Here is a 13,826-nt window from a genome sequence, read left to right on the forward strand (position 1 = left end):
AATTCGTCTTGCGAGGCTCAGACATGAAGACCGCAGCGCTGCATATCTCCAGCCGGTTCGATTCCGGCGCGATCGAAGTCGAGGCGCTGGACCGCGCCGACGATATCCGGCTGCGCATCCGCGCCGATTCGCATGCCGACTTCCGCCAGTGGTTCCATTTCGGGCTGCATGGCGCGGCCGGCCAGCCCTGCCGGCTGCAGTTCCTGAACGCCGGCGATTGCACCTATCCGGACGGCTGGCGCGACTACCGCGCCGTGGCCTCGTACGACCGCGTGCACTGGTTCCGTGTGCCGACGCGCTTCGACGGGCAGGTGATGACGGTGGAATTCACGCCGGTCCACGACAGCGTCTGGCTGGCCTATTTCGAGCCGTATCCCGAGGAGCGCCATCTGGCGCTGCTCGGCACCTGTCAGCGTTCGCCGCGTGCGCGGCTGAGGCATCTGGGCAGCACGGTGCAGGGCCGCGACATGACCGTGGTGACGATCGGCGCGCCGCCCGAGGGTGCCAGTGACGGTGGCAATGAGGGGCGCAAGACCATCTGGATGATCGCGCGCCAGCATCCGGGCGAGACCATGGCCGAATGGTTCGTCGAAGGGGTGCTGCAGCGGCTGACCGGCACCGGCATCTGGGCCGGCGACGGCGTCGCCGAACGGCTGCTGCAGAAGGCCGTGTTCCATATCGTGCCGAACATGAATCCGGATGGCTCGGCGCTGGGCAATCTGCGCACCAACGCGGCCGGCGCGAACCTGAACCGCGAATGGATGGCGCCGAGCCTCGAGTCCAGCCCCGAGGTCCATCACGTGCGCCGCGCGATCGAATCGACCGGTTGCGATCTGTTCTTCGACATCCACGGCGACGAAGGGCTGCCGTACAACTTCATTGCCGGCAGCGAGATGCTGCCGAGCTTCACCGAGTCCCAGCGCGCCGCGCAGGCGCGTTTCGTCGAGGCGTTCAAGCGCGCCACGCCGGACTTCCAGGACGTGCATGGCTATGCGGCGAGCAAGTACAACGCCGATGCGCTGAAGCTGGCCTCGAAGTACATCGGCCATGCGTTCGGTTGCCTGTCGCTGACGCTGGAGATGCCGTTCAAGGACAACGCCGATCTGCCGCAGCCCGAGGTCGGCTGGAACGGCGCCCGCAGCGCGCTGCTCGGGGCGGCGATGCTGCAGGCGATCCTGGCGCAGCTGGACTGAACGCCGCCGCCGAGGGCGGCGGTGATGCCGCGGCGATGCGGCGGGGCAGCGTCAGCGCGACGGCTTGCTGGTCTTTTTCGTCGACTTGCTGGAAGAGGTCGACTTCGCCGCGGCCTTCTTCGTGGTGGCCGACGACTTGGCCGACGTGGCCTTGCCCGGGCGGCTCGACCTGGTGGCCTTGGCCTTGCGGCCCTTGGCCGTGGCATTGCGCGCCGGGGCGACGCTGACGGCCGGCCTGGCGGCCGGTTCGACGATGATGTCGCCGTCGTCGTCCAGCAGTTCGTAGGCCAGCATCATGCCGTCGTCATAGCCGCAGCGGACCTTGACCGGGTCCCAGCGCGACTGCCCGTTGCGGCGGTGCGCGGCGGCCGAGAAGGTCACCACCGAGGTCACCGGCACCGCCTGCTTGCCGCGCGAGAAGCGGCCTTCCCAGCTCTCGACCGCCGCCTGGCCCGACGCGAGCGCGCCGGTCGGAATGCGCAGCGCGTCGTAGGTCGCCGAGCGCGGCACCACCCAGCTCGCGTGCGCGGCGCAGTCGGCCACATCGGCGCTGGCGTTCTCGCTCTGCATCAGCTGCTGGCGCATCTGCGCACGGTATTCGGCCAGGCTGACGCGGCCGGTGGGCGGCAGCGTGACGGTCCTGGTCGGGGAGTTGTCGTTGTCCGGCGGCGGTACCGCCTGCTTGTCGGAGTAGGAAGTCGCGCCGCGCGGTGCGGGCGCCGGGGCCTGCGGTGCGGGGCTGGCGGCGGGGGCCTGGGCCTGCTGGCCGGCGGCGTCGCCGGACTCGGAGGGCGCGGTGGCGCAGGCGGCCAGCATCAGGGCGGCGGCCGCGGCGGCGAGGGCGCGCAGCCGCATGGAAATTCGTCGGATCACGGGATCTGCTTGCTTCGGGGGCGAAGTGGTTGGCAAAAGACTGCCATGATAGAGGAAACCCTTTGCACAAAGTTCCTCGCGGCAGCCAACCTAGGGTCAGTCCCGAGCGCGGTCCGGGCCCGATCCGTGCGCTCGTGACGCCAGTGCGGCACCACGGTCGCGCGGATCGGGCCGGACCGTTACCGGCCTTGCGGCCCGCGTTCAGCGCGTCGCGCTGGCCGTGCGGGCGAAGCGGTCGAGCTCGGCAAGCAGCGCGTTCAGGTTCTGCTTGAGCTTGTCGAAGCCCGCATTGCGGGTCAGCGCCACCTCGTCCATGTACAGCTTGCGATTGATCTCGAGCTGCAGGCTGTGGCGGCCGGCCTGGGGCTGACCAACCACGCGCACGATCTCCACGCCCTTGTACGGGTGGTTGCGCCAGACGTCGTAGCCCATTTCCTTCAGCACGCCTTCGACCAGGTCGGTGAAACGCTTGTCGCAGGTGGTGCCGTCGCGGTCGCCGACGACGAAGTCCGGATGCTGCAGGCCCGGGTGTTCGGTCGCGTATTGCGCGGCCTCGCTGGGCATCGAATGGCAGTTGATGTGCCATGCGCTGCCGTGCTCGGCGATCGCCCGGTCGGCCAGCTTCTGCAGCTGCGCGTAGTAGGGCAGGTAGTAGCGCTCGATGCGCGCCTGCACCTCGGCCACGCTGAGCCGGCGATCGTAGATCGCCTCGCCGGTGTCCAGCACGCGCCAGACCAGGCCCTTGCCGAGCCGGGTCTTGGGCGTTTCCTGCATCGGGCCCGGCCACGGGGCGTCGAGCAGGGCCTGGTCGATCTCCTCGATGCCGCGGTTGGCATCGAGGTAGCTGCGCGGAAAGCCGGCGCACAGCAGCGCGATGCCCTGCTTCGGCGCGTCGGCGTACAGCTCGTCGACGAAGGTGTCCTCGGCCTGGCGCAGCAGGTTCAGCGGCAGCCCGGCGGCGTAGCGGAAGTCCGCCGGGTAGCTGGTGGCGCTATGCGGTGAATCGAGAAAGAGCGGGCTGCTCTCGCCTTCCGGCAGCTGCAGGAAGTAAGGGCGCTCCGCGCTCTTTCGGTCTGCTTCGGTCATGATGCTTGCGGCTCGGTCTTGCGGCTTAGTCCAACGAGATCTTGGCGGCGGCGGCGATGCGCTTGTTCTTGGCCACCTCGTTCTTGATCTGGGTGGCGAAGTGCGCCGGCGTGTCGCCGACCGGGGTCGCGCCCAGCTTCTCGAACTTCTCCTTGACCTCGGGCATCGCCAGCACCTTGACGGTAGCGTCGTGCAGCTTCGTCTGGATGTCGGCCGGCAGCTTGGCGGGGGCAATCAGGCCGAACCACGACGAATCGTTGACCTCGGCCAGGCCCAGCTCGGCGAAAGTCGGCACGTTCGGCAGCGCGGCAACGCGCTTGGGCGCGGCGACGGCCAGCGCGCGCAGCTTGCCGCCCTGGATGAACGGCAGCGACGACGGCAGGTTGTCGAACAGGATCTGCACCTGGTTGGCCAGCGTGTCGTTCAGCGCCGGGCCGACGCCCTTGTACGGCACGTGCAGCAGCTCGGTCTTGCTGCTCAGCTTGAACAGCTCGCCCATCATGTGCGACACGCTGCCGTTGCCGGCCGAACCGTAGGCCAGCTTGTTCGGCTGCGACTGCGCCAGCGCGATGAAGGCCTTCATGTCGTTGGCCTTGACCGACGGGTGGACGCTCATCACGTTCGGCACCGAGGCCAGGTTGGTGATGGTGGTGAAGTCCTTGGTCGCGTCGTACTGCAGGCGCGGGTAGATCGCCGGGTTGATGCCGTGCGTCGAGGCCGTGGCGATGCCGATCGTGTAGCCGTCCGGCGTGGCCTTGGCCAGGTAGCTGGTGCCGATGCTGCCGCCGGCGCCGCCGCGGTTGTCGACCACCACGGCTTGGCCCAGTTGCTGGCCCAGCTTGTCGGCGACGATGCGGGCGACGATGTCGGTGGTGCCGCCGGCCGGGAAGGGCACGACCAGCGTGATCGGCTTGGTCGGGTACGAACCCTGCGCGGCAGCCTGGAACGACAGGCCGGCGGCCAGGGCGGCCGAGCCGGCAGCGATGAGGCGGAGCATGTTACGGCGTTGCATGAATGATCCTGAAAAGGGAGTCCAACACGGAATGGGGGAGTAAGGGCGCCGGCAGGGCGGGCCCGTCGTTGCTGTGCTAGAAAGCCTCGTTGAGCTTTGCTTGTGATTCTGCGCAAATCTGCAAGAACCGTGCAAACGAATTAAAATCGCACGGTCATTCCATTTGGTCGTGAAGTCTGGGAAATCGAGGAAGTCGCATGCGGCGCCTATGCCCGTCGTTGACCGGGCTGCAGGCCTTCGAGGCCGCCGCCCGTCATCTCAGTTTTACGCTGGCCGCCCGCGAGCTCCATGTCACGCAGGGCGCGGTCAGCAAGCAGGTCCGCCAGCTCGAGTCGTCGCTGGGCGTGGACCTGTTCGAACGCGTCCGTCAGCGGCTGCTGCTGACCGATGCCGGCCGCCGCTACCTGGAGCGGATCCGGCCCAGCCTGCAGGAGATCGAGGCCGCGACCGTCGAGCTGGTGGCCAGTCAGGGCCGCGGCGGCACGCTGCACATCGCCAGCATGCCGACGCTCGGCGCCAAGTGGCTGATTCCGCGGCTGCCGCAGTTCTTCGAGCGGCATCCCGAGGTCACACTGGAATTCGTGCCGCACGCGCAGGGCTATGACTTCTCGCAGCCGGACCTCGACGCGGCGATCCGCTTCGGCGACGGTGTCTGGCCGGGCAGCCTGGCCGACTACATGACCGGGCGCGAGGTGCTGCCGGTATGCCGGCCGGGTCTGCTCGCCAACGAGCCCAACGGCGTGGCGGCGTCGCCGCAGGCGCTGCTGAACTATCCGCTGCTGCACCATACGACGGTGCCCGAGGCGTGGTCCGACTGGCTGGGCGAGCTCGGCGTGACGACGCGGGAGGCCTGGAGCGGGCCGCGCTTCGACCAGTTCTCGCTGCTGACGCAGGCCGCGCTGTCGGGCCTGGGCATCGCGCTGATCCCGCGCTGCCTGATCGAGCAGGAACTGACCAGCGGCGCGCTGGTGGTCGCGCATCCGGCGCGGGTGCTCAGCAAGAAGGGCTATTACCTGTGCTATCCGGAGCAGAAGCAGCATCTGCCGGCGCTGCAGACGTTCCGGCAGTGGCTGATGGAAGGGGTCGACGTGGTGGTGTGAGCGGCGGGCCTACTTCGACAGCACCTTCATCGCCTGCTCGAGGCCCGCGATGGTGACCGGGTACATCCGCGCCTTCATGATCTGGTTGATCACCGAGATCGACTGCCGGTATTGCCACAGCCCTTCCGGCTCGGGATTGAGCCAGACGAAGCGCGGGAACTGGTCGATCAGCCGGGTCAGCCAGACCGCGCCCGCCTCGGCGTTGTTGTATTCGACCGACCCGCCCGGCTGCAGGATCTCGTACGGGCTCATGGTCGCGTCGCCGACGAAGATCACCTTGTAGTCAGGCGTGTACTTGTGGATCAGGTCCCAGGTGGCGATCTTTTCCGCGTGGCGGCGGCGGTTGTTCTTCCACACGTAGTCGTAGACGCAGTTGTGGAAGTAGTAGTACTCCAGATGCTTGAACTCGGTCTTGGCCGCCGAGAACAGCTCCTCGACGCGCTTGATGTGGTCGTCCATCGAGCCGCCGACATCCATCAGCATCAGCACCTTGACCTTGTTGTGCCGCTCGGGGCGCAGCTTGATGTCAAGCAGGCCGGCGTTCGCCGCGGTCGAATGGATGGTGTCGTCCAGATCGAGTTCGGTGTCGGCGCCTTCGCGCGCGAACCGGCGCAGCCGCCGCAGCGCGACCTTGATGTTGCGCGTGCCCAGTTCGACCTGATCGTCGTAGTCCCGATAGGCGCGCGTCTCCCATACCTTGATCGCGGTGCGGTTGCCCTTGGACGGGCCGCCGATACGGATGCCCTCGGGGTTGTAGCCGCCGTGGCCGAACGGCGAGGTGCCGCCGGTGCCGATCCACTTGTTGCCGCCCTCGTGCTTTTCCTTCTGTTCCTCGAGCAGCTGCTTCAGGCGCTCCATCAGCTTGTCGAGCCCGCCCATCGCCTCGATCTTCGCCTTCTCCTCGGGCGACAGTTCGCGCTCGAGCGTCTTCTGCAGCCAGTCGAGCGGAATGTCGGACTTCCAGTCGATCAGGTTCTCGACACCCTTGAAGTATGCCGCGAAGGTCTGGTCGAACTTGTCGAAGTGCTTCTCGTCCTTGACCAGCGTCATGCGCGACAGGTAGTAGAACTCGTCGATCGACGGCGCGATCACCTGGGCCTTCAGCGCCTCCAGCATGGTCAGGTATTCCTTGACGGATACCGGCAGCTTGGCGTGCCGCAGCGAGAAGAAGAAGTCGATCAGCATGGCGGGTCTCGGTGTCGCGGGTGGCTGGCTGGGCGAGGGGGGAAAGCCCCGGCGCTCAGCGCGGCATCTCCAGGCGGTAGTGCAGATGGCGCTTCACCGTCGGCCATTCGCTGGCGATGATCGAGAAGACCACGGTGTCGCGCAGCGAGCCGTCGGCCATTACCTGGTGGTTGCGCAGCACGCCGTCCTGCTTGGCGCCGAGCCGCGCGATCGCGGCGCGGCTCTGGTGGTTCATCCAGTGCGTGCGGAATTCGACCGCGATGCAGCGCAGCTGCTCGAAGGCGTGCGCCAGCAACAGCAGCTTGCACTCGGTGTTGACCGCGGTGCGCTGCACGCTCTGCGCATACCAGGTGTGGCCAATCTCGAGCCGCCGATGGGTCTCGTCGACATTGAACATCCGCGTCGAGCCGACCACCGGGCCGGCCACGCCGTCCTGCACGCGCCGCACCACGAACGGCATCGCGCCGAGGCGGTCGCGCTGGTCCAGCGCGGTGTCGATCCACGCGCGCAGGCCGTCGAGCGTCGGCACCGAGGTGTACCACAGCTTCCACAGCTCGCCGTCGCTGGCGGCCGCGCGCAGCTCGGTTTCATGCGCGGCGTCGAGCGGCTCCAGCATGACGTGCCGGCCTTCCAGCACGATCGGCGCGATCAGACGGGTCATCGGGGTTCCTGGCGAGGGTTTGGACGTGCGACGGTCGACGAGGGCGGGGCAGCCGTTCAGCGGTTGGCGCGGTTCATGAAGACCAGCCGCTCGAACAGATGCACGTCCTGCTCGTTCTTCAGCAGCGCGCCGTGCAGCGGCGGGATCGCGGCCTTCTTGTCCGGGCTGCGCAGCGCCTCGGGCGGAATGTCCTCGGCCATCAGCAGCTTGAGCCAGTCGATCAGCTCCGAGGTCGACGGCTTTTTCTTCAGGCCCGGCAGGTTGCGCATCTCGTAGAACGCCTCGAGCGCGGCGGAGACCAGCTCGCGCTTGATGCCCGGATAGTGGACGTCGACGATGCGCTGCATCGTGTCAGCGTCGGGGAACTTGATGTAGTGGAAGAAGCAGCGGCGCAGGAAGGCGTCCGGCAGTTCCTTCTCGTTGTTCGACGTGATGATGACCAGCGGGCGGTGCTTCGCGCGGATCAGTTCGCGCGTCTCGTAGACGTAGAACTCCATCCGGTCGATTTCGCGCAGCAGGTCGTTGGGGAATTCGATGTCCGCCTTGTCGATCTCGTCGATCAGCAGCACCACCGGCTCGTCCGACTCGAACGCCTGCCACAGCACGCCCTTGACGATGTAGTTGCGGATGTCGTGCACGCGGTCGTCGCCGAGCTGCGAGTCGCGCAGGCGGGACACCGCGTCGTATTCGTACAGGCCCTGCTGCGCCTTGGTGGTCGACTTGATATGCCATTGCAGCAGCGGCATGCCCAGCGCGGCGGCCACTTCCTCGGCCAGCATCGTCTTGCCGGTGCCGGGCTCGCCCTTGATCAGCAGCGGACGCTGCAGCGTGCGCGCGGCATTGACGGCGAGCTTCAGGTCGTCGGTGGCCACGTAGTGGGCGCTGCCCTCGAAGCGGGCGGAGGGGGCGGCAGAGGCGCCAGCGGCGGCTTGGGCGGTATCGGTCATGTCGCGTTCTGAGGCTTCGTTCGGGTCGGAATGGGCCAGTATAAAAGAGCTTTCCCGTTCGCGTGCGCTCACGGCGCCGCTCTATGGACTGCCGCGTGCCGCGTGCGGTACAATGCGCCGGTTTGACGCGCCCCCACGTACGTCCATCCTCCTTCCCCTGCCGCCACGTCGCACCCCGGCGGCTCCGGTCGGGAAGCGGCGATCACGAAAGAATGGCCGGCATGACGGTCGATGCGCGCGGCCTCGGCCGTGCATTCGGCGGGAGTTCCATGTCTGGCCGCTCGGGCAGGTCACGCAAGGTTCAATCCTTCCAATCCGACTACGACAATGAAAAAGCTCCTCACGATGGTGGTGCTGGGCGCCGCCGCGACGGCAGCGCAGGCCCAGGAAGTCAAGGGCAATGTGGAGGCAGCCCGGGATAAGGTGGCGATGTGTATCGGCTGCCACGGTATTCCGGGATATCGGGCTTCGTTTCCCGAGGTGTATGAAGTGCCGATGATCGGGGGCCAGAGCGCGAAGTACATCGCGAACGCGCTGCAGGAATACAAGAAGGGTGGCCGCAAGCATCCGACGATGCGCGGCATCGCGGCGACGCTGAGCGACCAGGATATCGCCGATGTGGCTGCGTACTACGCGCAGCAGAAGCGCGACACCCGCGACAATCCGCAGAAGTGAGAGGACCCGACATGAAGACGCTCAAGACGCTCTCGTTCGCGCTCGGCGCACTCGTGCTGGGTGCCTCGGCGATGTCGGCTGCGGCTGCCGATATCGAAGCCGGCAAGGCCCTGGTGCAGAAGGGCAATTGCGCCGCCTGCCACGGCGCCGACATGAATTCCCCGATCGCGCCGGACTATCCGAAGCTGGCCGGCCAGCACGCCAGCTATCTGTACCACGCGCTGGTCGCCTACCAGATCCACGGCAACCCGCAGGTCGGCCGCTCCAACGCGATCATGCAGGGCCAGGTCAACGCCAACCCCGGCGTGGTCGGCAAGGATGGCAAGCCGCGTCCGTTCACCCGGCAGGAACTGAAGGACATGGCCGCCTATCTCGAATCGCTGCCGGGCGATCTGGTGTTGAAGAGGTAAGCTCGGTCGATTGGTAAAAAAGCCGCTTCCTTGGAGGCGGCTTTTTTTTATATCTTGGGCATGGATCGATCGAAGGCCAGATGACACCGCAATACGATGGCGCTCCCTCGACAGCGGGAGCCAGCGTGCCAACCATCAGTATATTTTTTGGGATCGTGATCACGATGTATTGGCGTGATCACGAGCCGGCCCATTTCCATGCGCGCTATGGCGATGCCGAAGCGATCATCCGAATCGATACGCTCGAGGTGATCGCCGGATCGTTGCCTCGGCGTGCCCTGGCACTGGTGTTGGAGTGGGCGGCGACGCATCGAACAGAATTGGCCGAAGATTGGCGTCTGTGCAGAAATCACGAAATGCCAAAGCCCATCCCGCCCTTGGAGTAAATGCAATGGCCGCATGGCACGTCACCCGTCTGGCTGTCCTGCCAAATTACCGACTGGACGTTGAATTCGCCGATGGCACGCGCGGCATCGTGGACATGTCCCGCGATGATTTCCATGGCGTGTTTGCGCCGTTGGCGGATGAAGCCTATTTCGCCAAGGCGTCCATTGCCGACGGCGCAGTGGTGTGGCCAAACGGGGTCGATATTGCGCCGGACGCGATGTATGAGGACGTGACCGGGCGCCCGTTGATGGGATCGTAGGCGCCCGCACGACGATGGCGGCGTATCGGCCGCCAGATCAATGTTTCAGTTTCCGCTGCCCTTCGCCAGCCGCCGTGCCTTCACTGCATTGGCGAGGATCTCCAGCACGCGCACCGAATCGTCCCAGCCGATGCAGGCGTCGGTGACCGACTGGCCGTAGGTCAGCGAGTCGATCGGCGCCCCCTGGACATGGTCCTGGCGGCCGGCGATCAGGTGCGATTCGACCATCACGCCGATGATGCGATCGTCGCCGGCGGCGAGCTGGCGGCCGATGTCCTCGCAGACCGGGATCTGGTTCTCATGCTTCTTGCTGCTGTTGGCGTGCGAGGCGTCGATCATCAACCGTGCCGCGAGCCCGGCCTTGGAAATCGCGTCGCAGGCCTGCTGCACACTGTCGGCGTCGTAGTTCGGGTTCTTGCCGCCGCGCAGGATGATGTGGCAGTCCTCGTTGCCCGAGGTCGACACGATCGCCGAATGGCCGCCCTTGGTCACCGACAGGAAATGGTGCGGCTGCGACGCGGCCTTGATCGCATCGACCGCGATCTTGACGTTGCCGTCGGTGCCGTTCTTGAAGCCGACCGGGCACGACAGTCCCGAAGCCAGTTCGCGATGGACCTGCGATTCGGTGGTGCGCGCGCCGATCGCGCCCCAGCTGACCAGGTCGGCGATGTACTGCGGCGAAATCATGTCGAGATATTCGGTGCCGGCGGGCAGGCCCATTTCGCTGATATTGAGCAGCAGCTCGCGCGCGGTGCGCAGGCCGTCGTTGATCTTGAAGCTGCCGTCCATGTGCGGATCGTTGATCAGCCCCTTCCAGCCGACCGTGGTGCGCGGCTTCTCGAAGTAGACCCGCATCACGACCTCGAGCTCGTTGCTGAAGCGATCGCGCTGCTCTTTCAGCAGCTTGGCGTATTCGAGCGCGGCGCGGGTATCGTGGATCGAGCAGGGGCCGATGATGACGATCAGCCGGTCGTCCATGCCGTGCAGGATCCGGTGCATCGCCTGGCGCGCGCCGTAGATGACGTCCGACGCCTTCTCCGACAGGGAGAACTCGCGGATCAGGTGCGCCGGCGGCAGCAGCTCCTTCAGTTCGCGAATACGAAGGTCGTCGGTGTTCTTCAACATGATGGCTCCAGGTCTTGTCAGGTCGTGAGGGTGGGGGATTCGGTATTCGGGGTGCCGCGGCAGCGGCGGAAAATCGGGCCAAAAAAAAGCCGCCAGTTCTGCTGGCGGCTTTCTTGCAATCTTGGGAGGCGCTTACGACTGATCCTCTCCTTCCGCCAGCGGTGCGAGATCGCTAAAAAAGTAAAAGTAAAACTTGGCGGACATCAGGGAGGGCAGGGCGGTATTCAGTCGGAAATCGGTCGGTACTGCGCTGGTTTTCGTCTGCCTTTTGCGGCGGCCAGGCGGCCAGCGTCGGCAACGAAGCCACTTTATAGCCCGTTTCGGCACGCTTGGCAAGCGCGCCGAAACGGCCGGACGGTCCCGGCTGTGGCGTCGGCGCTGCAGCAGCACCGACGCCGGGCAGCCCGTCAGGCGGTGCCGCCCACCGTCATGTTCTCGATGCGCAGCGTCGGCTGGCCGACGCCGACCGGCACGCTCTGGCCTTCCTTGCCGCAGACGCCGACGCCGGAGTCCAGCCGCATGTCGTTGCCGATCATCGTGACGTCCTTCAGCGATTCCGGGCCGTTGCCGACCAGCGTCGCGCCCTTGACCGGCGCGGTGATCTTGCCGTCCTCGATCAGGTAGGCCTCGCTGGCCGAGAACACGAACTTGCCGTTGGTGATGTCGACCTGGCCGCCGCCGAAGTTGACCGCGTACAGGCCGCGCTTGACGCTGGCGATGATCTCCTGCGGGTCGCGGTCGCCGTTCAGCATGTAGGTGTTGGTCATGCGCGGCATCGGCAGCGCGGCGAAGCTCTCGCGGCGCGCGTTGCCGGTCACCGGCATCTTCATCAGCCGCGCGTTCAGCGTGTCCTGGATATAGCCGCGCAGGATGCCATCCTCGATCAGCGTGGTGCACTGGGTCGGGTTGCCCTCGTCGTCGAGGTTCAGCGAACCGCGGCGGCCTTCCAGCGTGCCGTCGTCGACCACGGTGACGCCCTTGGCCGCGACGCGCTCGCCCATGCGGCCGGCGAAGGCCGACGAGCCCTTGCGGTTGAAGTCGCCTTCCAGCCCGTGGCCGACTGCCTCGTGCAGCAGCACGCCGGGCCAGCCCGGGCCGAGCACGACCGTCATCGCGCCGGCCGGGGCGGGGCGCGCCTCCAGATTGACCAGCGCCGACGACACCGCCTCGTCGACATAGGTGCGCAGCAGGTCGTCGGTGAAGTAGCCGTAGTGGTAGCGGCCGCCGCCGCCCGAGGTGCCCATCTCGCGGCGGCCGTTCTGCTCGGCGATCACCGTGACCGACACGCGTACCAGCGGCCGCACGTCGGCGGCAATCACGCCGTCGCTGCGCGCGATCAGCACCACGTCGTATTCGCCGGCCAGGCCTGCCATCACCTGCACGATGCGCGGGTCCTTGGCGCGCGCCATCTTCTCGACGCGCTCGAGCAGCGCGACCTTCTCGGCCGCCGGCATCGAATCGAGCGGATCGTTGGGCGCGTAGAGGTCCCGGCCGCCGTGCGAGGCCAGCGAGCCCGCCACCTTGGTGCGGCCGCTGCCGACCTTGCCGATGGTGCGCGTCGCGGCACTGGCCTGCAGCAGCGCTTCGAGGCTGATCTCGTCCGAGTAGGCGAAGGCGGTGCGGTCGCCGGACACGGCGCGCACGCCGACGCCCTGGTCGATATTGAAGCTGCCCGACTTGACGATGCCTTCCTCGAGGCTCCAGGCCTCGCTGCGGGTGTACTGGAAATACAGGTCGGCGTAGTCGACCTTGTGCGTGAAGATGTCGGCCAGCACGCGCTGCAGCCGGGCTTCATCGAGCCCGTACGGGGTCAGCAGCAGCTGCTGCGCGGTGGCGAGATTGCGGATTCCGAGATCGCCGGCGTTCATGAATGTCCTCTGTTGGATTCGGTGTCGCGCTGCCCGGCATCGGGCCGGCAGCCGCAAGGGTGGGGCGCCGGCTGGTGCGGCGCCCATGTGTTCGGTCGGGTACTACGGGTGTCCATGCTACAGCACCCGGTGGCGCAGCGCAGGCAGGTTCTGCCGCACTTCGGCGATGCGCGCCGGGTCCAGCGTGCCGCTGACCACGCCTTCGCCCTCGGGCAGCATGGCCAGCACTTCGCCCCAGGGGTCGACCAGCATCGAATGGCCCCACGTGCAGCGGCCGTTCTCGTGCTTGCCGCCCTGGGCCGCGGCCAGCACATAGCACTGGTTCTCGATCGCGCGGGCGCGCAGCAGGATCTCCCAATGCGCCTGCCCCGTCGTGTAGGTGAAGGCGGCGGGCATCAGGATCAAGGCCAGGCCGTTCTCGCTGTCGGTGCTCGCCATCTGCCGATACAGCTCGGGGAAGCGCAGGTCGTAGCAGACCGACATCGCGACGCGGCCGCACGGCGCATCGAAGGTCACCGGCTCGCGGCCGGCCAGGATGGTGCGCGACTCGTCGTAGCGCTCCTCGCCGCGGGTAAAGCCGAACAGGTGGATCTTGTCGTAGCGCGCCACCCGTTCGCCCCGCGGATCGAAGGCCAGCGAGCTGTTGCGGACCCGCTCGGCGTCCTCGCACCACAGCGGCAGCGTGCCGCCGACCAGCCAGATGCCGTGGCGCCGTGCGGCATCGGCGAGGAAGTGCTGGATGGGCCCGTCGCCGTCCTGCTCGCGCACCGCGACCTTGTCGCTGTCCTGGCGGCCCATCAGGCAGAAATACTCGGGCAGCAGCACCAGTTCGGCGCCGCCGCGCGCGGCGGCGGCGATCAGCGCGTCGGCGCGCGCCAGATTGGCGTCGAGCGCGGTGCCGGTCACGGTCTGGATCGCCGCCACACGCATCGCGCGCGGCGCGGCGGAGCGTGTAGCGATTGGGTTGGCTGGCGTGGTGGCGGGGTCGGCGGCTGGCATGACGTTTCCTCGGCGCGATGGCGAACATTGCGGCATTGCCGCAGTT

General features: G+C 67.0%; 15 protein-coding genes. 6 read left to right on the plus strand and 9 right to left on the minus strand.

The features are described from left to right. The first annotated feature begins 23 nt into the window (after window positions 1-23). Window positions 24-1,193 (plus strand): M14 family metallopeptidase, encoded by a 1,170-nt coding sequence (locus FOB47_RS15125; RefSeq protein WP_174781447.1) that lies wholly within the window; start codon window positions 24-26, stop codon window positions 1,191-1,193. Between the two features lie 51 nt (window positions 1,194-1,244). Here FOB47_RS15125 and FOB47_RS15130 read toward each other — a convergent pair whose 3' ends face one another. The 3 genes from FOB47_RS15130 to FOB47_RS15140 form a co-directional block, all read right to left on the minus strand. Next, window positions 1,245-2,066 (minus strand): BspC domain-containing protein, encoded by an 822-nt coding sequence (locus FOB47_RS15130; RefSeq protein WP_390884852.1) that lies wholly within the window; start codon window positions 2,064-2,066, stop codon window positions 1,245-1,247. A gap of 201 nt (window positions 2,067-2,267) precedes the next feature. Further along, complete coding sequence (locus FOB47_RS15135; RefSeq protein ID WP_053821474.1) at window positions 2,268-3,152, minus strand: N-formylglutamate amidohydrolase; 885 nt, start codon at window positions 3,150-3,152, stop codon at window positions 2,268-2,270. Window positions 3,153-3,177: 25 nt separating this feature from the next. Then, window positions 3,178-4,164, minus strand: coding sequence for a Bug family tripartite tricarboxylate transporter substrate binding protein (locus FOB47_RS15140; RefSeq protein WP_053821475.1), 987 nt, complete (start codon window positions 4,162-4,164; stop codon window positions 3,178-3,180). Between the two features lie 197 nt (window positions 4,165-4,361). Here FOB47_RS15140 and gcvA point away from each other — a divergent pair, with 197 nt between their 5' ends. After that, window positions 4,362-5,264, plus strand: a complete 903-nt coding sequence (gene gcvA / locus FOB47_RS15145) for a transcriptional regulator GcvA (protein WP_174781449.1) — start codon at window positions 4,362-4,364, stop codon at window positions 5,262-5,264. Between the two features lie 9 nt (window positions 5,265-5,273). Here the strand turns inward: gcvA and FOB47_RS15150 are convergent, their stop codons facing one another. From FOB47_RS15150 to FOB47_RS15160, 3 genes are read right to left on the minus strand one after another with little or no spacing between them, the layout of a single operon-like run. After that, a complete protein-coding gene (locus FOB47_RS15150) occupies window positions 5,274-6,449 on the minus strand; it encodes a vWA domain-containing protein (protein WP_174781450.1) in 1,176 nt (391 codons plus the stop codon). A 55-nt stretch (window positions 6,450-6,504) separates the two neighbouring features. Further along, the gene (locus FOB47_RS15155) at window positions 6,505-7,110 is read right to left on the minus strand and encodes a GNAT family N-acetyltransferase (RefSeq protein WP_174781451.1); all 606 of its coding nucleotides are present in this window, start codon (window positions 7,108-7,110) and stop codon (window positions 6,505-6,507) included. A gap of 56 nt (window positions 7,111-7,166) precedes the next feature. After that, window positions 7,167-8,057 (minus strand): AAA family ATPase, encoded by an 891-nt coding sequence (locus FOB47_RS15160; protein WP_053821478.1) that lies wholly within the window; start codon window positions 8,055-8,057, stop codon window positions 7,167-7,169. Window positions 8,058-8,384: 327 nt separating this feature from the next. On the opposite strand from FOB47_RS15160, the gene FOB47_RS15165 reads away from it, so the two are divergent. From FOB47_RS15165 to FOB47_RS15180, 4 genes are all read left to right on the plus strand, one after another. Further along, on the plus strand, window positions 8,385-8,732 hold the full coding sequence (locus FOB47_RS15165; protein WP_006578948.1) for a c-type cytochrome: 348 nt from the start codon (window positions 8,385-8,387) through the stop codon (window positions 8,730-8,732). An 11-nt stretch (window positions 8,733-8,743) separates the two neighbouring features. Then, on the plus strand, window positions 8,744-9,142 hold the full coding sequence (locus tag FOB47_RS15170) for a c-type cytochrome (RefSeq protein WP_174781452.1): 399 nt from the start codon (window positions 8,744-8,746) through the stop codon (window positions 9,140-9,142). 80 nt (window positions 9,143-9,222) lie between these two features. Beyond that, window positions 9,223-9,528 (plus strand): DUF4160 domain-containing protein, encoded by a 306-nt coding sequence (locus FOB47_RS15175; protein WP_244959434.1) that lies wholly within the window; start codon window positions 9,223-9,225, stop codon window positions 9,526-9,528. 5 nt (window positions 9,529-9,533) lie between these two features. After that, a complete protein-coding gene (locus FOB47_RS15180; protein WP_006578950.1) occupies window positions 9,534-9,788 on the plus strand; it encodes a DUF2442 domain-containing protein in 255 nt (84 codons plus the stop codon). Between the two features lie 45 nt (window positions 9,789-9,833). Here FOB47_RS15180 and aroG read toward each other — a convergent pair whose 3' ends face one another. The 3 genes from aroG to FOB47_RS15195 form a co-directional block, all read right to left on the minus strand. Next, window positions 9,834-10,913: a 3-deoxy-7-phosphoheptulonate synthase AroG gene (gene aroG, locus FOB47_RS15185; RefSeq protein ID WP_006578951.1), complete on the minus strand. Its 1,080-nt coding sequence runs from the start codon at window positions 10,911-10,913 to the stop codon at window positions 9,834-9,836. 407 nt (window positions 10,914-11,320) lie between these two features. Continuing rightward, entirely contained in the window at window positions 11,321-12,781 is a 1,461-nt protein-coding gene (gene tldD, locus FOB47_RS15190) for a metalloprotease TldD (RefSeq protein ID WP_053821481.1), read from the minus strand. 117 nt (window positions 12,782-12,898) lie between these two features. Beyond that, window positions 12,899-13,780, minus strand: coding sequence for a carbon-nitrogen hydrolase family protein (locus tag FOB47_RS15195; RefSeq protein ID WP_390884853.1), 882 nt, complete (start codon window positions 13,778-13,780; stop codon window positions 12,899-12,901). Window positions 13,781-13,826: the final 46 nt, after the last annotated feature.

The sequence above is a fragment of the Cupriavidus gilardii genome, from assembly GCF_013347325.1.
Lineage (GTDB): Bacteria > Pseudomonadota > Gammaproteobacteria > Burkholderiales > Burkholderiaceae > Cupriavidus > Cupriavidus gilardii.